Origin of the sequence: Ancylobacter sp. 3268 (genome assembly GCF_031456575.1) — a bacterium.
In the GTDB taxonomy this organism is placed as follows: Bacteria; Pseudomonadota; Alphaproteobacteria; order Rhizobiales; family Xanthobacteraceae; genus Ancylobacter.
Genome location: NZ_JAVDUX010000036.1, coordinates 1 through 17,559 on the forward strand (window position 1 = coordinate 1; position 17,559 = coordinate 17,559).

General features: G+C 62.9%; 17 protein-coding genes and 1 pseudogene. 8 read left to right on the plus strand and 10 right to left on the minus strand.

What is annotated here, in order from left to right:
* The 7 genes and pseudogenes from J2X65_RS26295 to J2X65_RS26325 all read right to left on the minus strand — a co-directional run.
* Positions 1-149, minus strand: a pseudogene (locus tag J2X65_RS26295) (IS5/IS1182 family transposase); the annotation flags it as partial.
* A 502-nt stretch (positions 150-651) separates the two neighbouring features.
* The gene (locus J2X65_RS26300) at positions 652-1,359 is read right to left on the minus strand and encodes a hypothetical protein (RefSeq protein ID WP_310208277.1); all 708 of its coding nucleotides are present in this window, start codon (positions 1,357-1,359) and stop codon (positions 652-654) included.
* An 84-nt stretch (positions 1,360-1,443) separates the two neighbouring features.
* Entirely contained in the window at positions 1,444-3,453 is a 2,010-nt protein-coding gene (locus J2X65_RS26305; RefSeq protein ID WP_310208280.1) for an alkyl sulfatase dimerization domain-containing protein, read from the minus strand.
* Between the two features lie 12 nt (positions 3,454-3,465).
* Positions 3,466-4,950 (minus strand): DUF1254 domain-containing protein, encoded by a 1,485-nt coding sequence (locus tag J2X65_RS26310; protein ID WP_310208283.1) that lies wholly within the window; start codon positions 4,948-4,950, stop codon positions 3,466-3,468.
* A gap of 10 nt (positions 4,951-4,960) precedes the next feature.
* Positions 4,961-5,896, minus strand: coding sequence for an efflux RND transporter periplasmic adaptor subunit (locus J2X65_RS26315; RefSeq protein ID WP_310208285.1), 936 nt, complete (start codon positions 5,894-5,896; stop codon positions 4,961-4,963).
* A complete protein-coding gene (locus tag J2X65_RS26320; RefSeq protein ID WP_310208288.1) occupies positions 5,893-6,132 on the minus strand; it encodes a DUF3302 domain-containing protein in 240 nt (79 codons plus the stop codon). The genes J2X65_RS26315 and J2X65_RS26320 overlap by 4 nt, the downstream gene beginning before the upstream one ends.
* Before the next feature lie 209 nt (positions 6,133-6,341).
* Positions 6,342-7,289, minus strand: coding sequence for a helix-turn-helix transcriptional regulator (locus J2X65_RS26325; RefSeq protein ID WP_310208291.1), 948 nt, complete (start codon positions 7,287-7,289; stop codon positions 6,342-6,344).
* 436 nt (positions 7,290-7,725) lie between these two features.
* Between J2X65_RS26325 and J2X65_RS26330 the strand changes: the two genes are divergently transcribed.
* Complete coding sequence (locus J2X65_RS26330; RefSeq protein ID WP_310208294.1) at positions 7,726-8,721, plus strand: hypothetical protein; 996 nt, start codon at positions 7,726-7,728, stop codon at positions 8,719-8,721.
* A gap of 601 nt (positions 8,722-9,322) precedes the next feature.
* On the opposite strand, the gene J2X65_RS26335 is transcribed toward J2X65_RS26330, so the two are convergent.
* A complete protein-coding gene (locus tag J2X65_RS26335) occupies positions 9,323-9,910 on the minus strand; it encodes a helix-turn-helix domain-containing protein (protein WP_310208297.1) in 588 nt (195 codons plus the stop codon).
* A 246-nt stretch (positions 9,911-10,156) separates the two neighbouring features.
* Here J2X65_RS26335 and J2X65_RS26340 point away from each other — a divergent pair, with 246 nt between their 5' ends.
* The 4 genes from J2X65_RS26340 to J2X65_RS26355 are packed head-to-tail and all read left to right on the plus strand — an operon-like array spanning position 10,157 to position 13,939.
* Entirely contained in the window at positions 10,157-10,957 is an 801-nt protein-coding gene (locus tag J2X65_RS26340) for an SDR family oxidoreductase (protein WP_310208299.1), read from the plus strand.
* Positions 10,958-10,999: 42 nt separating this feature from the next.
* Positions 11,000-11,986, plus strand: a complete 987-nt coding sequence (locus J2X65_RS26345; RefSeq protein WP_310208301.1) for an MDR family oxidoreductase — start codon at positions 11,000-11,002, stop codon at positions 11,984-11,986.
* A 47-nt stretch (positions 11,987-12,033) separates the two neighbouring features.
* On the plus strand, positions 12,034-13,035 hold the full coding sequence (locus J2X65_RS26350; RefSeq protein WP_310208321.1) for an NADP-dependent oxidoreductase: 1,002 nt from the start codon (positions 12,034-12,036) through the stop codon (positions 13,033-13,035).
* Positions 13,036-13,072: 37 nt separating this feature from the next.
* A complete protein-coding gene (locus J2X65_RS26355) occupies positions 13,073-13,939 on the plus strand; it encodes an alpha/beta hydrolase (RefSeq protein WP_310208304.1) in 867 nt (288 codons plus the stop codon).
* A gap of 29 nt (positions 13,940-13,968) precedes the next feature.
* Here J2X65_RS26355 and J2X65_RS26360 read toward each other — a convergent pair whose 3' ends face one another.
* Positions 13,969-14,292 carry a hypothetical protein gene (locus J2X65_RS26360; protein WP_310208307.1) on the minus strand — a complete coding sequence of 108 codons (324 nt, stop codon included), beginning with the start codon at positions 14,290-14,292 and terminating at the stop codon, positions 13,969-13,971.
* Between the two features lie 53 nt (positions 14,293-14,345).
* Positions 14,346-15,134 (minus strand): SDR family NAD(P)-dependent oxidoreductase, encoded by a 789-nt coding sequence (locus J2X65_RS26365; RefSeq protein WP_310208310.1) that lies wholly within the window; start codon positions 15,132-15,134, stop codon positions 14,346-14,348.
* An 81-nt stretch (positions 15,135-15,215) separates the two neighbouring features.
* Between J2X65_RS26365 and J2X65_RS26370 the strand changes: the two genes are divergently transcribed.
* From J2X65_RS26370 to J2X65_RS26380, 3 genes are all read left to right on the plus strand, one after another.
* Complete coding sequence (locus J2X65_RS26370) at positions 15,216-16,298, plus strand: alkene reductase (RefSeq protein ID WP_310208313.1); 1,083 nt, start codon at positions 15,216-15,218, stop codon at positions 16,296-16,298.
* 95 nt (positions 16,299-16,393) lie between these two features.
* Positions 16,394-17,248, plus strand: a complete 855-nt coding sequence (locus tag J2X65_RS26375; RefSeq protein ID WP_310208316.1) for an alpha/beta hydrolase — start codon at positions 16,394-16,396, stop codon at positions 17,246-17,248.
* A gap of 33 nt (positions 17,249-17,281) precedes the next feature.
* Positions 17,282-17,559 (plus strand): hypothetical protein (locus tag J2X65_RS26380; RefSeq protein WP_310208319.1); only part of this gene is annotated, 278 nt, incomplete at its 3' end.

The following is a 17,559-nucleotide window of genomic DNA, read 5'->3' on the forward strand; positions in this document are numbered from 1 at the left end:
ACGCGGGCAAAACCGAGCTCGGCAAGATCGAGTTCATCGACAAAGGCATCGATGATGCGGACCGGATTGTCGGGATCGACATAGTCCTCCAAACACGCGGGCAGAAAGCTCGCCTGATGACGGTCGGCAGCCTCGACAAAACGTCCCATCTGGCACCTCCGAAGCAGTGCCTAAACATAGCAAAATCAGGGGTTTTCACACAGCCTCCGCCCCATACCTGACGCTCAGACACGCGCTCGGCAAGGTCTGCTGCTGGCGCTACCGCGACAGTGGCTCGACGCCGTTCAAGGTCGACCAACGACAGGGCATCATTCGGATGTCAAAGGCGGCGGCAGCAAATCAAAAATGTGGGGTGAAATAGCGACATAGCATTAGCGATTACGCTAAAAGTGATGTAAAACCAAATGGTTACCGAAATTAACTGGCGGGCAGCGCCCGATGAAGATGAGAACTATGAGATAGTGATAAACCTCTGACAAATATGAAAATATTCAACGCCACGCGGCCATCGGTGGTTTTCGGCGGCGTTTACGTATCAATCGGCGGCAATATCGTGCATTTGGCGGCAGGTTTGCGCCCTTAAACCGGCCATTTGTCTGCAAGCGCCGGCTCGCCGAAAGCTGCCGTTCGTCGAAGTCTGCCGTTCCCTTCCTAGAATTTGTAGGTCGCGGCCAGCATCGGACCGTGCTGGCGCACGTCGTAGAGGAAATCGCCGTTCTCGTAGTCGACCGACAGGAGGCGGTAGCCGGTATGGAAGGTCCAGCTGTCGCTCCACCGGTAGTTGACGAGGCCGACGACTTCGTAGGTGAGCTTGGAGCCGACGTCGAATCCGCCAATGTCGCCGGCCAGGGTGAGGCTCCAGGGGCCGCTGACTCGGACGATGGCCCGCGCCGCGAGGACGGGATCGACCCAGTCCTCGTTGACGTCGTAGTCGACACCGCCCGGGACGAGCGCGGTCGGGCCGATCTTGAGTCGGTTGTCGAGGTGCCAGTAGCGCAGGCCGGCGCCGAGATCGAGATCGACCGTGGCGTCGGAGTAGACGCGGTAGAGCACGTCCTGCTGCAGCGTGATGCTGCGCGTGCGCAGCTCGACGTCGGCGCCGAGGAGAGAGCCTTCGGGGCTGACCTGCGACAGCATGATGTCGGTCAAAAAGTGCCAGCGCCCCCAGCTGATCTCGCCAGCGCCCATGATGCCGCCGTCGAAATCTGGAAGGGCGTCGACAAAAGAGATGTCGATGTCGGTGGTGGGGAGCGGCGGCAGGGTTGACGAGCGGCCAGTGAGGCCGGCGGCCCAGAGATAGGCGGTGAACGAGAATGTCGGTCCCTCCACCACGAGGGGCGGCGGCTCGGGTGGCGCCATGGGAACGGAGAGGTCCGCGGCAAGAGCCGGGGACGCCAAAGCGAGGGCAAGGGTGGCAGGAACCGGGGAGCGCATGGTGAGCCTTTACGGCGTGACGATGTTGAACCAGAAGGGCGGCTTCTCGAACAGGTCGACGAACTCCTTCAGAGCCGAATTGTCGCCATCCACCGCGATGTCGCCGGAGGTCATGGCGGCGTCTGCCGAAAGCTCGCCGGTCTGCAATCGGTCGAAAGTCGCCTTGGCGAGCGTGAGCTTCGCATCGGTCTTGGCCGGCTTCTTCGAGTAATTGAGGACGCCATTCTCGATCGTCAGGGCGTAGGCCTCCCTCAGGTCACTGAAGTCGATGGTCAGCGACAGCGTCTTGCCGGCGGCCTTGTCCGCATCGAGCTGCACCGCGAGATAGTCGAACGACATTTCCGGCGGCATGGCGCGGATCGTGTCCGGGCCCGCCGTGTCGATCGATCCCGCATCCGGCACGCCGCGCCGCAGCTCGAGGGCACCCTGCAGGTAGACCGAGCGCCACGGCCCGCTCTCGGCCTGGTAGCCCATCTGCTCATAGGCGTCGGCGAGAAGTGCCTTGGCGTCCGCATTGGCAGGATCTGCGAAGACGACGTGCTTAAGGGCCTCCGCCACCCAGCGATACTCGCCCCTGTCGAAATCCGCCTTCGCCTTCTCGAGCACGGCCGAGGTGCCGCCCATGTAGTCGACGTACTTCTTCGCCGCCTCTTCCGGCGGCAGCTGGTCGAGGGTCGTCGGGTTGCCGTCATAAAAGCCCATGTAAAACTGATAGACGGCGCGGGAATTGTGCTTAAGGGACCCATAGTAGCCGCGATTGAACCACGCCTCGTCGAGCTCCGGCGGCAGCTTGATGAGGTTCGAGATCTCGACCCCTGTGTATCCCTTGTTCATCAGGTGCACTGACCGATCGTGAATGTACTTGTAGAGGTCGCGCTGCTTCTTCCAATAATCGACAATCCTCTCGCTTCCCCACATCGGCCAATGGTGGGCCTGGAACTTGACGTCCGTGCTGTCGCCATAGAGCTCGATCGTCTCGTTGATGTACTTGGCCCAGTTGAGCGCGTTGCGGACCTGGGCGCCGCGCAGCGTCAGGATGTTGTGCATCGTGTTGGTGGTGTTCTCCGCCATCCACATCGCCCGGAACTGCGGGAGATAGGTGTTCATCTCGGCAGGAGCCTCGGTACCGGGGGTCAGCTGGAACACCATGCGCACCCCGTCGATTGTGATCTCCTCTCCCGTCTCCTTCACCTCGCGGCTCGGTAATATAAGCCCCGTGGTCCCATGGCTGACGGTCTGGCCGAGGCCGGCATTGACACCGCCCTGGGCATTGCGCGGCAGAAGCGGGCCGTACATGTATATACCGCGCCGACCCATAGCGTTGCCAGCGATCACGAACTCGCTGATGGCATGCTCGGTGAAGTGCAGCGGCGCCAAGATCTGCACCTTGCCGGCTGTGACATCCGCTTCATCAACGAGCGCACGCACGCCACCATAGTGATCGCCGTGAGAATGGCTGTAGACGACAGCCAGCACGGGACGCTCGCCGAGATGCTCGGTGACGAGTTCATACGCGACCTTCGTGCTCTCAAGGTCGCTGCCGGCGTCGAGCACGATCCAGCCCGTGTCGCCTTGGACGAACGTGACATTGGCGAGATTGTAGCCCCTGACTTGAACAATCCGGTCATGCACGCGGAAAAGGCCGTGCTGCATGTTGAGCTGGGCGTTGCGCCAGAGGCTGGGGTTGACGGTGTCGGGCGCGGGCTTGTCGACGTCGATGAACGTCTTGTAGGCCTCAAGATCCCACACCACGCCCCCGGCGGCGTCGCGGATCGTGAGCGTCTCAGGACGCGCAATGAGCCCGCGCGTGGCGTCCTCGAAATCCTGGCGATTGTTGAAGGGCAGCGTCTCCAGCACCTTTCTGTTGGCGGCGAGCGTGTGCTCGGTCGCCGGCTTCGGGCCGGCGCCTGTCTGCGCATAGACGGCCCCGATAGGATCGAGAAAGGCCGGCAGGTGGGTTGTCGAAGCCGCGGCCAGCGCGGCAAAGGCGGAGGTCGAGAGAAACGCGCGGCGGTCCATAGGTAATCTCCCTTACTGGCCCTTCAAAACGGAAGCGGGTGGCGACACGGCGATCTTCTCGACATCCGGCAGCACCCATGTCTTGTCGAAGAGCGGCTTTTGGGGCCCGTAGAAGCGCATCATGATCTCCCAGCCGCGGCCCGGCTGCGTGGGAACCCAGTTCGACTCCTTGCCGACTGGCGGCTTCGGTCCGAAGAAGAGATCGACCGACCCGTCCGGATTGATTTGCAGTCCCGGCGTCGTCGAGCCACGGGACGGCCATTTTTGGTCGCGGATCAGGGCGTGCGTCACACGGTCGTAGACGGTGGCCGACCAGTAGAGCTTCGCCGGCACATTGGCAGGCATCCTCAGGCGATAGGTCTGGTCGCCTTGGAGCGGCTGACCTACCCTGTCGCGGAGCGCCACCAGATAGAACTGACCTGTCCCCAGGTGCTTCACGCTGGAGAACGCCATCGAGAAGAAGACACCACGTGTATCGGTGGGATAGACACCAGGCTCTGCAAAGTCGTCGGACAATCCCTTGGTGAGTTCAGGCGTAAGCGGAAGCGCCCATTGCACCTCCGGGTAGTATGGCGAGAACAGAGCCTCGTAGCCCTGATCCAGCACGGCGTGGGCTTCGATGGCAGCCTGATCGAGGAGCTTGCGTGCCTCGGCGCTGGGAGCGAAAGGCTTGCCCTGTTCAACCCCAATTGACTTGAGCAGGTCGATCATAGCCCTGTCACGCTCCAGCCACGGCTCCCTTTGCACGAAGCGATCAAGGGATTGGAAGAAGCGGGTGTCGTAAGGGATCGTGCTGTCGAACTCGGCGCTAATCGCATCGACAAATGCAGTCGGCGGCGGGTTGGCAGCGCTGGACAGAGGGTAAAGCTTGATCTGCTTGCTGTAAGCCACTGCGTTCGCGATGTCTGCAGCGGAGCCGCTGGCGACATTGGACCTCAGAAGTGCGCCAGCCATGTTGGTACGCGACGGAAGCACGATGTAGCCGTTCGGCACGGTCCCGCCGTAGCTCGGCGGAAGGACGAGGTATTTTCCGCCCTTGCCTTTGTCCGCACCGGCCGGACCAACGTCCTCGAGCGCCACTTGCCACGCATCGAAGATGGTTCCCGTGATCGAGCCACCCTCGGCCGGTGGGATCTCCACGACCATGGGACCAACATCCTTCATGTTGAGGAACGGCATCAGGTAGATTGTGGTGGGATTGGGCGTGAGCGTCTGGTTCCTCCAGTCGAGGAAGTTCGACCAGTAGACGATCTGGTTCTCCTTCGCTCCTGCCTTCAACGCAGCTTGGAACATCAGGTCATAATTGACCGCCGGCATGCCCCATATGACGGCCTCGGTCGCGCGACGCTGGATCTGGCGGCCGACTAGGCTATCAGCGGGGAGAGTTTGCGCTACGGCAGGCATCGCCGCGGCGACGGTGGCGAGCGTGGCAATTGTGACTGCGTTCAATGCAGCGGCAACGAGACCGGCCCGGGCACAGGGGAAGCAGTGTCTCATGGCTTGAGCCTTAGAAAGGGTTCACGTAGTTGAGAATCGCCGTCTGCCGCAGTATCACCTTGCGGATCACATGCGCCGGCTTGACGTGCTCGGTGTAGATCGCCGCCGTCCCGGTGCTGCCGGCGGGCAGGCGGGCCGCAAGCGCTCGCTCGTCGAGCCGTATCCGCACCACGAAGGGGGTTGGCGCGATGGCCGGTGGCGCCACGGCCGCACCGCCCACCTCCGTCTGCCCCGTCGCGACGGCCTGCAGCACGGCCTCGACCCTGCCTGCGAAGACCTGCCCCGGGAACATCTTGAATGTGACCTCTGCCGGCTGGCCGGCTTCGACGAAGCGGGCGTCGTTCTGCGCGATCTCCATCCCGATCAGCGTGTCGGACGTGTCGATGAAGGCCATCACGGGCGACTGCCCGGTGACGCGCGCGCCCTCGCGCAGAGCAAGGTTGGTGACGTAGCCGTCGGCCGGCGCCCGCACCGTCGTCCGGTCGAGGCTCCATTTGGCGCCGTCGAGGGCCGCCTGGAGCTGGTCGCGCTCTGCCTGTCTCTGCTGGACGTCAAAGGCTCGGCCGGTGTCCGCGCGCTGCAGGGTCGTGAACTGCTCGAGGCGGAGAGCGGCGAGCTGGAGCTGCGCCTCGATGCCGCGCGTCTGTGCCTCATATATGGTCGGATCGATGCGGAATAGGACGTCGCCCGCCTTGAGCGGCGTGTTGGCCTGGACCGGCACTTCAACCACCTCGCCCGCTACGGAGGGCGTAATCGCGACGGCGTTGCGGACCACCGCCACCGGGCCCGACGGCGCGCCCCACCCCATCGGGATGAACAGGCCGACGAGGAGAGCGAGGAGGACGAGGACGGGTGAGAGCTTCCAGAACGCGTTGAAGGGGATGAAGCGCAGCCAGACGAAGAGGGCCAGCAGGGCGATATAGCTGTTGAGGAGCACGACGATCATGTCGGCCCGCCCCGTCTGGTGGGCCAATCCACGTGGGCCCAAATCAACACGAGCGGCCAGAAGACGAGGCCGAAGACAAGCGTCGCCCAGCTTCCCACCGAGACTGCGTCCGCCCAGGGATGGTTGCGGCGGCGGGCGATGCGGCCGGGCATGATGCCCAGCGCAACCACGATCGCGGCGAGTGTCACCACAGCGACGAGGAGGACGATCCACGCGAAGATGTCGATGAACGGCATTCCGCACTCTGCCACATCATGTGTCGCTGCCGGACGCGGCCGCTCTTGATCACGGGCATCATAGCGTTTCGCCAGCTCTCGACGATCAGTCGAAAGCTTACCTTACCTCCATCGTCAGCCCGTACGTAGCTTGTGCCACTCCACAGCAACAAACAGATGAACCGGTAAAACCCTCATCACTTTGGCGCGAGTTGCTGCTCCAGCTCGAGCTAATGACGTTTCTTCAATGTATTGAGAGGGTATTCTCCAAACATATTCTGGTAATATGCGCAGAAGCGCCCGACATCGTCGAAGCCATGATCGAGCGCGATCCTGGTGACGGTCTGGCCGGGCGGGGCTGCGGTCTGGAGTGCGCGGCGTGCCGCGTTGAGGCGCTTATGGCGGAGATAGGTCACGGGTCCGATCCCGACGACGTCGTCGAAGGCGCGGTGAAGCGTGCGCCGGGAGACGTTGAGCGCGCGGCAGATGTCGGAGATGTGATGCAGCTGGGACAGGTTCGGCCCGACAAGGTCCCCGACCTGCCGGACGATCCGGGCGGAGGGGATTGGCCTGTCCCGCTCCGGCGAGCGAAGGCCGGTGGTGAGGAGCGCGGCGAAGGCTTCCACGATGGCCCGGCTCCAATAGCGTGCGCCAGCCTCGGACAGGGTCGCCGCGGCCAGCCGAGGGACGATCCTCGCCAAGCGAGCGGTGACCCGGTCGCCTAGCTCCTGCGGCGGTCGGACATGCACGAAGTCCCGAAGATCAGCATCGGCAAGACGCTCGCCATAGGACCCGAAGAGGGATGGCGCGGACCGGGCATCGAAGGCAAGGCCGGCGAAGGAGGAGTGCCCGCGATAGGTGCTGTCATGCTCATGGCCGGCGGGGCAACAAACGAGGCTTCCCGGCGAGGCATCGACTGACCTCTGGGTAGCGCGCTGGCTGCAGCCGACCAGGAGGCCCAGCACCACCTTGTCGCCGCTCCAGATGCCGCGCGAGCGCACGCCCCTGTTGAAGCGGCCGAAACTAACGAGAACGTCGTCTGCAGCGCCGTGAATGAGCGATCCCTGGAAGGCGCCCGCCTCGAACTGCTCGATGTCGATGTCGTAGCCCTTCACCGGCTGCTGCAGGTCCTCGATGAAGTGGAGGGGCTTGGTCTGGAAGCTAAGGGCCGAGGTCATGGCTCTCTTCATCCTCTGCGACATGGGCTGAGGTGGAGGCCTCCCTCCGCGGGACGCGAACGAAGATGCGGTACCCTACGAACTTTCGCACGCGACCAGCCCTACGTCAGCTCCGTCCTTGGGCAATTCGCCGTGATGTCTGGACTGGCGACGCGAGTAGGGAAGCTGCCCGTCCGCTCCCGGCCCCCTTTCAGACCCACAAACAGCGGGCGACAGCGTGGAATCGGTGGTCTGCTGTCTCGTATGATATCATGCGGTGACCGGCAGGAATATCGGGCTATCGGCGGCAGGTTTGCGCCTTCAAGGCGATCAGACAAAGTGGCGCGCGCCAAGCCCCTTAGCTGCCTTTGAGGCGAATACGCATACTGTCGCGCGATCCCGGCGCCGCCACTGCAGTGGCGGCCGTGCTACGATCAAGGGAGACAGACGTCAGAGCATGCGCGGTAACGAGACACGCAATCAGCACTTTGTGTCGCAGGTTGAGCAGAGGCTCAACGCGAGCAACCCGAACAGCACCGGCGGTAATTTCCGGATCTGCTCGTTTCGCATCGCGGATCGAGAGGCTTACCGGATTGAGCTGGAGAACCCCCGCGGGCGTGCGATCGCATCGACCTTGTCGATGCTGGACCTCTTCAGCTTCGATGTGCCGGGAGGCGGACCGCTGCGCATGAACCTCGAGGCGCTGTTCCACAGGTACGAAGCGAACGTCGCGATCCATACCAAAGGATTGCTCGAGAAGCTGGCAGCGGGCAGCGCGGACATCAAGACTGAGCTTATCGACCTGTTCGCCGCGAAGCTGCTGAACTTCGTCCGCAATCCCTTCTGCATCCAGAAGGTGTTGAACAGCTTTCCCGGCGTTGGACAGTACGAGCCGACCGATCCGGAACTGCTCGCCGTCTATCGACGGATCGTCAACGGACAGAAGCCGCACCAGGTCCACCTGTGCCGGCAACTCGACGTATCGCAGGAGACCTATGTCGAGTGGCTCCGGCTGATCTTCGTTCTGTTGATGCAGATCGGGGATGACCAGCCGAACCTGTTCGAAGGCATGATCAAAGGGCTGTTTGAGGCGCGCGACACGCAGGCCGCAGCCTTTGTCTGGACCTACGACCAAGACGTCTGCCTGCTTTCGGATCGAAGCTACTGCCAGCCCATTCCAGACGGCGCGCACATGGCGATGTCCTTCAATCTGTGCTCCACCGCCTTCGTGGACTACGTTTTCGCCGACGCTGCGACCTTGGTCGAAGGCCGCGCCGCACCTGCGTTTGTGGCTAATGCCTTAGCCGCCTGGCGGCAGCGCCCCCAGGCCACAATCAATGTGACGGTGACGAAGAACAATCGCCCAATGCTGGCCCGCTACAATCGGCGAATCATCGAGCAGGCGCGCGAACGTGTCTACTGTGCGGAGAAGGCTGGCATCGTGCTAGAGTAGCCAATCTGGCGCAGATTAATGGCAGCTTTCCTAAATATTTGGCCCGAAACCTTCCAATCCTCCACCACTTATTTTCACACACACAAAATTTGCGGGCGACAGCGAGGCATCGGTAGTCTGCTGTACTGCACGATGTAATGCGGTGATCGGCGGGAATATCGGGCTATCGGCGGCAAATTGTTCGCCCAGAAGGCGATTTCAGCCAAGGTGGCGGGCAGTGCCCGATGAAGATGAGAACTACGAGATCGTCATAACCTTTTGATAATTAGGAGGATACTTGGTGTTGTGCGGTTATCGGCGGGGTTCGGCGGCATTTGCAGCCTAACGGCGGCCATTTCGGGCGTTTGGCGGTTATTTCCGCCTCGCCCTCCGATTGCCGACATGCACTCGCTCTTTGGATCTGCCGGTTTCTCCGATCTGATCGACTGATCGATCAAACGACGGGAACTGGGACTTTGCAGTCAGTCCCGGCGACACTTGCCAATGGCGGCTTCCGTTAGGTCCGGACATTATCTGCCCGATCGCACCGCCAGTAATGTTCAAGTTGGCCCGCCTTGTGAGCAGCCGCCATGGGATTCTCCGGTGACAACCTGCCCTTGCATCAGGATCGCCCGACGGCCGGCATGTTCGAGATAGCGCCCTTGCCGACTGACGCTTCTATCCTGGCTCGCGTCGCTTCCAGCACCTCGTCAGCCAATTCAGGATCATCGATAGCCCGCGACAGGATCACGGCCCCGACCATGGCTGATAATGTCGCGATCGCGTTGCGCCTTCGTTCGATATCGTCGCCGTCCGGCAGGGCGGCAGTCATTCTTTCCAATTGGCCGCGAAATCCCTCGGTCATCGCCGCACGTGCCGCTTCACTCTGGTGACGCGTCTGGGCGGCCAGCCCTGCCGTTGGACAGCCTCCCCCTGGATTATCGCGATGGGCTGGTGACAGATAACTCGCGATGTAGGCGTCGAGATCGAGCGTCGTGCCGGCCCTCGTCTCCAGAGCCCGCGTGATGGCCTGAGCAACGAGATCGTCCTTCGATTCAAAATGGCCATAGAAGCCGCCATGGGTGAGGCCGGCGGCTTTCATGACCTCTGCCACCGTGACGGCGTCGAAACCCTTCTCGCGGAACAGGCGGCTCGCGGCGTCGAGGATCCGCAGACGATTCTCTGCCATCTGCTCCCGACTGACCTTCATTTCCCAAAGCTCCTCGTCATAGCCATCGAAAGACAGCGCTTATCGCAAATATGATATCTGTCATAAATACATCGGCGCGGTAGTTTTCGCAATGCGTGGAGCATGCGCTGCTAAGCGGGCGAGCATCAGGCGTCCTGCCAGTAGGACGTTCGTCCCCGCGAACCGGGTGCCACCGGATTGACAGTTTCATGATGGCTGTCATATAGATGTATTGATGATAACCGTCATGTTTAAAGGCATCCGATCGTGACCTCTTTAGCAAGCACGAAGCCAATCGTTCTCATCACCGGCGCATCAACCGGCATCGGAGCAACTTACGCCGACCGTTTCGCCCGCCGCGGCCATGATCTCGTCCTAGTGGCACGCAATAAGACGCGCCTCGATGCCGTCGCCGCAAGGCTGCGCGCGGAAGCAGGCGTCGCGGTCGACGTCGTGCAGGCCGACCTTACCGACCCCGGTGATCTCGCTAAGGTTGAGGCGCGCCTGCGTGACGATGACCGCATCGGTGTTCTCGTCAACAATGCCGGTGGCAACATTCCCGGCAGCTTCGCCGAACAGAAGACCGAAGACGTCGCTCGGCTCATCGCGCTCAACACGACGGCCGTCGCGCGGCTCGCCAGTGCGGTGGCGCCACGCTTCGCCACAGCGGGGTCAGGGGCGATCGTCAATATCTCATCGGTCGTCGGGTTGGCGCCGGAGTTCGCCATGTCGGTCTACGGCGCGACCAAGGCATTTGTGACGTTCCTGTCCCAGGGGCTCACCCTCGAGCTGGGACTCAAGGGCGTTTATGTCCAGGCGGTTCTCCCCGCCGCTACACGCACGGAGATCTGGGGCCATTCGGGCGTCGACGTCGACACGCTCTCGGGCGTGATGGAGGTCGGAGAACTCGTCGATGCGGCGCTGGTCGGGTTCGATCGCCGTGAGCCGATCACTATTCCGCCGCTGCCCGATGCGGGCCAATGGGACGCCTTGCAGGCGGCGCGACAGGCCATCCTCCCAAATGTCAGGCAGGAACATGCCGCCGAGCGCTATCGGACGCGCAAGTGAAATCGCTCGACATCATTCCAACAACGATCGGAGGATGAACCCATGACGTTCAAGGCGCTGCTGGCGACCAAGGCAGGGGACAAGCTGTCGACCGATCTGGTCGATTTCGCGGACGCAGACCTCATGGCCGGCGATGTCACGATCGCGGTGGAGTACTCGACCGTGAACTACAAAGACGGCATGGCGCTGACCGGCAAGGCGCCGATTATCCAGCAATTTCCGATGATCCCCGGCGTCGATCTCGCCGGTACGGTGGAGGCGTCGAGCTATCCCGGTGTCGCGGTCGGGGACAAGGTGGTGGTTAACAGTTGGGGGCTGAGCCAGACCCATCACGGCGGCTACGCCCAGAAGGCCCGGGTCAACGGCGACTGGATCGTCAAGCTTCCTGAGGAATTCTCGACCAGGGATGCAATGGCGATCGGCACGGCCGGATACACCGCCATGCTGTGCGTGCTGGCGCTCGAGCATGGCCGCATCACGCCGGGCTGCGGAGATATCCTCGTCACCGGTGCCAATGGCGGTGTCGGCTCAGTCGCGATCGCGCTGCTCTCCAATCTCGGCTACCGGGTCGTGGCCTCGACGGGCCGCCTCGATGAGGCCGACTATCTGCGTGAGCTCGGCGCGGCGGAGATTATCGACCGAAAGACGCTCTCCGAGCCGGGCAAGCCGATCGCAAGCGAGCGCTGGGCGGGTGCGGTGGATTCCGTTGGCAGCTACACACTCGCCAATGTGCTGGCGCAAACGAAGTATCGGGGCGTCGTGACGGCTTGCGGCCTCGCCCAAGGGATAGACCTTCCCGCAACAGTCCTGCCGTTCATCCTGCGCAACGTCACGCTCGCGGGCATCGATTCTGTCAACGCGCCGCAGGAAGCCCGGCTCGAAGCCTGGTCCAGGCTGGCGAGGGATCTCGATCTGAACAAGCTGGCGAGGACGACGACCGTTGTGGGGTTGGCGGAGGTTCCCGAAATCGCAGTCAGGATTATTCAGGGGCAGGTTCAGGGCCGTACCGTTGTCGACGTCAACGCCTAGGACTTTAACGTGATCGCGACGTCGCCGGCTCATCGAAAGAGAACATGATGAAAGCCTTCATCCTCGACGCCTATAAAAAGAAGAGCGCCCTGCGGTTCGGCAATATTCCGGAACCGAGCGTGGGAGCCGACGACGTCCTTGTCGAGATCCATGCGACCGGGCTTAACCAGCTCGATACCAAACTCCGCGACGGCGAGTTCAAGCTGATCTTGCCGTACAAGCCGCCTTTCGTGCTCGGCCATGACGTGGCTGGGGTCGTGGTCAGGACCGGCGCGAATGTGCGTCGCTTCGAGGTCGGGGATGAGGTCTATGCCCGCCCGCGCGACGGCCGCATCGGCACTTTCGCGCAGTTCATAGCCATCGATGAAGCAGATGTCGCCCGGAAGCCGAAGAACCTCACGATGGAAGAGGCCGCGTCCATCCCGTTGGTCGGCTTGACCGCCTGGCAGGTTTTGGTCGACCGAGCGAAACTCGAGAATGGGCAGAAGGTGCTTATCCATGCCGGCTCCGGCGGGGTTGGGACCTTCGCCATCCAACTCGCCAAGCACCTCGGCGCGACGGTTGCGACGACCGCCAGTGCCGCAAATGCCGATCTGGTCAGAAGCCTCGGCGCAGATGTCGTGATCGACTACCGCGCCCGGCAGTTCGAACGGGAGCTCTCGGGCTACGAAGTGGCGCTCAACAGCCTCGACGCCACGACGCTGGAGAAATCGCTCAAAACGCTCAAGCCCGGCGGCAAGTTGATCTCGATTTCCGGCCCCCCTGATTCGGCCTTCGCCAGGGAGCGGGGCCTGAACTGGGTGCTGCGACAGGTCATCTGGCTTCTGAGCTTGGGGATCCGCCGCAAGGCGGCGGCGCGGCAGGTCGATTATTCGTTCCTGTTCATGCGCGCCAGCGGCGAGCAACTGAGCCGGATTGCCGCGCTGATCGAAGACGGCACGATCCGTCCCATCATCGACCGGGTCTTTCCGTTCGAGGCCACCAACGAGGCCTTGGCCTATGTCGACTCTGGCCGCGCCAAGGGCAAGGTCGTCGTCAAGGTGAAATAGCCGCGCCCTTGCGCGGCGCAGAAGTCAGGACATCGTCGTGACCACAGTAGATCCATTTCCGACGACTTCGACGACGCGTTGGAAAGACACGCCGAACAGAGCAGTCGAGGCCGCCGGAACGACCTTCGCCTACCGGCGCCTCGGTGCTGCCTCCGGCGTTCCGGTCGTCTTGCTGAACCATTGGGGCGCGACGCTGGACAATTTCGATGCGGCTATCGTCGATGGCCTCGCGTCCACGCGGCCGATCCTCGCGCTCGACTATCGCGGTGTCGGGGGATCGGGCGGCAAGCCGCCGCTCACGGTGGCGGAGATGGCGCGTGACGCGGTCGCCGTGATCCGTACGCTCGGCTTCGAGGAGGTCGATCTGATCGGATTCTCGCTAGGTGGCTTCGTCGCCCAGCAGATCGTCCTCGACCACCCCGCTCTGATCCGGAAGGTCATTCTGGCGGGGACCGGGCCGGCCGGCGGCGAGGGCATCGCGCGCGTCGGCCCGGTATCATGGCCGCTGATGCTGAAGGGGTTGCTGACGCTCACCGACCCGAAGACCTATCTGTTCTTCACCTCGACCGCCAATGGCCGGCGTGCCGCGAAGGCCTTCCTCGACAGGCTGAAGCTGCGAACGGTCGATCGCGACAAGCCGGCGACGCTCGGCCTGCTGCTGGGGCAACTGAAGGCCATCAAGGCCTGGGGTCTTCAGCCGCCACAGGACCTGTCGAAGGTCACGCAGCCGGTGCTGGTCGCCAATGGCGATCACGACATCATGGTGCCTACCGCCAATTCCCGCGACCTCGCCCGCCGCCTGCCGAACGCCGAACTCGTTATCTACGAGGATGCCGGGCATGGCGGCATCTTCCAGAACCACGCGGCCTTCGTCGGCAAGGCGCTGATGTTTCTCGACGCCTGAACTACTGGCCGGTCAGTTCGCGTGCCTGGTCATGAAAGCGCTTTGAGGCGCTCCTGAAGGGCTGTCGGGAGCTTGGCGAACCAGACCTCTTCCTGCCCGGTCTGCGGCAGGACCTGGCCGAACTCGAGCACGCCTTCGGCGGCGATATCCGAAAGATAGACCCAGACATCCTCCCTTGCGCCTCGCGTGATCGCGCTGAATTTCGTGGCGATCCGCTCCAATATGGCCTTTTTCTGCTCCTCGGAGCGTCCGCTTCTGATGTCGGCGTGGATGGTGGTGATCGCCTTAGCAATCTGTGCGCGCTGCTCGGTGGAGAGCAGGCCTACGGCCGACCAGCAAACATAGGTTGGCATCTTGGGGCCTCCATTTGACGGCCCCGTTGCGTGCTCTCATTCGCGCGTACCAGTCACCAAGGCTCGTGGAACGGCCGAAGCTCCGCCAGGAACGACCGCGCGTCGCGCGGCTGGTGAGCGAGGTGGAACACCTCCTCCGCGATCGAGGCCGGCTGGATGAAGAAGTCATCCGCCTTGTCGGGAAAGCGCTCGCGCTGCCGCGGCACGTCGATCACCGCGTCTATGATCAGATAGGCGACATGGACCCCTTTCGGGCCGAGCTCGCGGGCTATCGCTTCCGACAGGATCCGCTGCGCCGCCTTGGTCGGCGCGAAGCCGGCGAAATTGGGTCTCCCGCGCAGCGCCGACGTATTCCCGGTGACAATCAGCGCCCCTTCGCCCACCTGGACCATAGCGGGAGTGGTCAACCGGGCGAGATGAAGGAGCGCCATTGTGTTGATCTCGAAATTGCGCCGCAAGACCTCTGGTTCGATCTCCATGAACGAGCCGAAAGCGCCCCCAACCGCGTTGTGCACTACGACCTTGGGCACGCCGACCTCGGAGATCGCCTTCTCCAGTGCCGCAGGATCGGTCACGTCGCAGGCGATCCCAATGGAGTCCGGAATTTCTTCCTCCAGGCGCCTCAACCTCGCGAGATCGCGGGCCAGCATCGCCACGCGGTAGCCGCCTTTGGCAAAGCGGCGGGAGATCGCGGAGCCGGTGCCAGGACCCACTCCGGTCACGAGCGCGAGAGGTTTTGCAGTCCCATCCGGCATTGTCATCTCCTCGTGCGAATTACGGCCCAGGCGGGTTTGACATCTTTCATGACAGATATCATGTTTAAGCATGATGATCATCATCATTGTGGGGCCGACCCAGAGGCCTTCCCACAATTTTTGGATGAAGATCGCGCTTAAGCGCGCCAATCGCGACGAAGGACGCCAATGACCGAAGCAGCACTTTTCGAGCCCTACACGCTGGGCAGGATCACTCTTTCCAACCGCGTGGTGCTCGCACCGCTGACACGCAACCGCGCCGGCGAGGGCCTTGTCCCGAGTGAGTTCGCAGCGGAATACTATTCGCAGCGCGCCGGCGCGGGCCTCGTGATCACCGAGGCGACCCAGATCTCGAAGCAGGCGCAGGGCTACCAGAACACGCCGGGCCTCTATACGCCCGAGCAGGTCGCGGCCTGGCACAAGGTGACCGACGCCGTGCACGCCAAGGGTGGACGCATTTTCGCCCAGCTCTGGCATGTCGGCCGCGTCAGCCATGTTGATCTCCACGGCGGCGAGGTGCCTGTCGCGCCGTCGGCGATCCGGGCCGAGACTAAGACTTTCGTCAACAACGGCTTTGCCGATGTCTCCGAGCCGCGAGCGCTGGAGGCGAACGAAATCGCGGGGATCGTCGAGGACTTTCGCAAGACCGCATCCAACGCCATTGAGGCCGGTTTCGACGGCGTCGAGGTCCATGGCGCCAATGGCTATCTGCTCGACCAGTTCCTGCGCAGTTCCTCGAATGTGCGTACCGACGCCTATGGCGGATCCGTCGAGAACCGCGCCCGTCTGCTGCTCGAAGTGGTGGAAGCGGTCGCCAAGGAGATCGGCGCTGACCGCACTGGTATTCGCCTGTCGCCAATATCGCCGGCAAGTGGCACCGTGATCACCGGCGAGGAACAGGAGCAGTTCAACTACGTCGCAGAGAAGCTGAATGGCCTCGGGATCGTCTATATCCACGTCGTGGAAGGCGCCACCGGTGGTCCGCGCGATGTGGCGCCGTTCGACTTTGCCGCGCTGCGCAGCCGCTTCAAGAACACCTACATCGCCAACAATGGCTATGACCTCGATCTCGCGAGGCAGCATCTGGCTGCTGGCGAGGCTGACCTCTTCGCCTTTGGCCGTCCGTTCATCGCCAATCCCGATCTCGTCGAGCGCCTGAAGACAGGGGCCGCGCTGAACCAGCTCGATCCGACCACCCTCTATGGCGGCGGCGCCAAGGGCTACATCGACTATCCGGCGCTGGCGGGCTGAGACCGGCGCAAGCGGGCGGGCGGCAATGGTCTGCCCGCCATTCGCCCCCAGCGGTTTTGAACATCCGAGAGTTTCGAACACCAAGTGAGGACGAGATGACCGACACCCATATCACTGCGCCGACGCAGTATGTCGAAGCCGATGGAGTGCGTTACGGCTACCGGCGCTTTGGCGCCGAGACCGGCACGCCGCTGCTGTTCTTCCAGCACTTCCGTGGCGGCCTCGATAATTGGGACCCGCTGGTCACCGACGGTCTTGCCATCGGCCGTCCGGTGATCTTGTTCAACTATGCCGGTGTCGCGAGCTCTTCCGGCGAGAATGCAACGACGGTCGACGGCATGGCCGATGGCGGTGCCGCCTTCGTCAAGGCGCTCGGCCTCTCACAGGTCGACGTGCTCGGCTTCTCCATTGGCGGCTTCGTTGCGCAGAGTTACGCCCATCGTTACCCGGATCTCGTTCGCAAGCTCGTGCTCGTCGGCACCGGGCCGCGTAACGGCGAGACCAACCCCGACCCGAAGATTCTGCAGGTCGCGGGCAACCCCGTGCCGACGGAAGAGGATTTCCTCTACCTGTTCTTCTCGCCCTCCGAGGCGAGCCAGGCGGCAGGCCGGGCCTTCTGGGCGCGCCGCCATGAGCGGCAGGATCAGGACCCGCCGTCTTCGATCGATACGCTGAAGGCGCAGGCGGCAGCGATCGGCGAGTGGCGCGAACCGCGCGGCGAGCGCTACGCCTATCTCAAGGAAATCCGCCAGCCCACCCTCGTGGTCAACGGGCACAACGACATCATGGTGCCGACGATCAATTCGTTCACGCTTCAGCAGCACATTCCGGACGCTCAACTGATCCTCTATCCGGACTCCGGCCATGGATCGCAGTTCCCAGTACCCGGAGCTGTTCGTCGCTCACACGGCGCTCTTCCTCGACGCCTGAATCAACCGGGCGTGATGTGAAAGGAACAGTGGGCCTTCTCACAGGAGCGACAGATGAGCCGTACGATTGAGGTTCGGCACTGCGTCCATGTGTCCGAACGCCCGTTCGACGAAGTGGTCGCCGCGTTCATGCTGGCGACCGGCTCGGTCGAGGAGGGTTTCGGTAGCGTCGCCGCCGGGGCGACCACACGAGAGGAGTTCGAGGCCGCATTCCGGGCGCGCGAGGGCAGCAGCGGCTTAGAGCGCCTAACAAAACCTCGTGCGGGCCCTGAAAGCGATGATGGCGGCGGCGATTGTGAGGAAAGCGCGATAGAGGTCGGCGTGGCGTTCGT

Excerpts from the sequence above, each read along its gene's own strand:
- J2X65_RS26370 (WP_310208313.1), top strand. The coding sequence starts at position 15,216 with ATGACCGAAGCAGCACTTTTCGAGCCCTACACGCTGGGCAGGATCACT.
- J2X65_RS26375 (WP_310208316.1), top strand. The coding sequence starts at position 16,394 with ATGACCGACACCCATATCACTGCGCCGACGCAGTATGTCGAAGCCGAT.
- J2X65_RS26330 (WP_310208294.1), top strand. The coding sequence starts at position 7,726 with ATGCGCGGTAACGAGACACGCAATCAGCACTTTGTGTCGCAGGTTGAG.
- J2X65_RS26310 (WP_310208283.1), bottom strand. The coding sequence starts at position 4,950 with ATGAGACACTGCTTCCCCTGTGCCCGGGCCGGTCTCGTTGCCGCTGCA.
- J2X65_RS26300 (WP_310208277.1), bottom strand. The coding sequence starts at position 1,359 with ATGGCGCCACCCGAGCCGCCGCCCCTCGTGGTGGAGGGACCGACATTC.
- J2X65_RS26350 (WP_310208321.1), top strand. The coding sequence starts at position 12,034 with ATGAAAGCCTTCATCCTCGACGCCTATAAAAAGAAGAGCGCCCTGCGG.
- J2X65_RS26365 (WP_310208310.1), bottom strand. The coding sequence starts at position 15,134 with ATGATGATGATCATCATGCTTAAACATGATATCTGTCATGAAAGATGT.
- J2X65_RS26360 (WP_310208307.1), bottom strand. The coding sequence starts at position 14,292 with ATGCCAACCTATGTTTGCTGGTCGGCCGTAGGCCTGCTCTCCACCGAG.
- J2X65_RS26320 (WP_310208288.1), bottom strand. The coding sequence starts at position 6,132 with ATGCCGTTCATCGACATCTTCGCGTGGATCGTCCTCCTCGTCGCTGTG.
- J2X65_RS26325 (WP_310208291.1), bottom strand. The coding sequence starts at position 7,289 with ATGACCTCGGCCCTTAGCTTCCAGACCAAGCCCCTCCACTTCATCGAG.
- J2X65_RS26305 (WP_310208280.1), bottom strand. The coding sequence starts at position 3,453 with ATGGACCGCCGCGCGTTTCTCTCGACCTCCGCCTTTGCCGCGCTGGCC.
- J2X65_RS26315 (WP_310208285.1), bottom strand. The coding sequence starts at position 5,896 with ATGATCGTCGTGCTCCTCAACAGCTATATCGCCCTGCTGGCCCTCTTC.
- J2X65_RS26335 (WP_310208297.1), bottom strand. The coding sequence starts at position 9,910 with ATGAAGGTCAGTCGGGAGCAGATGGCAGAGAATCGTCTGCGGATCCTC.
- J2X65_RS26345 (WP_310208301.1), top strand. The coding sequence starts at position 11,000 with ATGACGTTCAAGGCGCTGCTGGCGACCAAGGCAGGGGACAAGCTGTCG.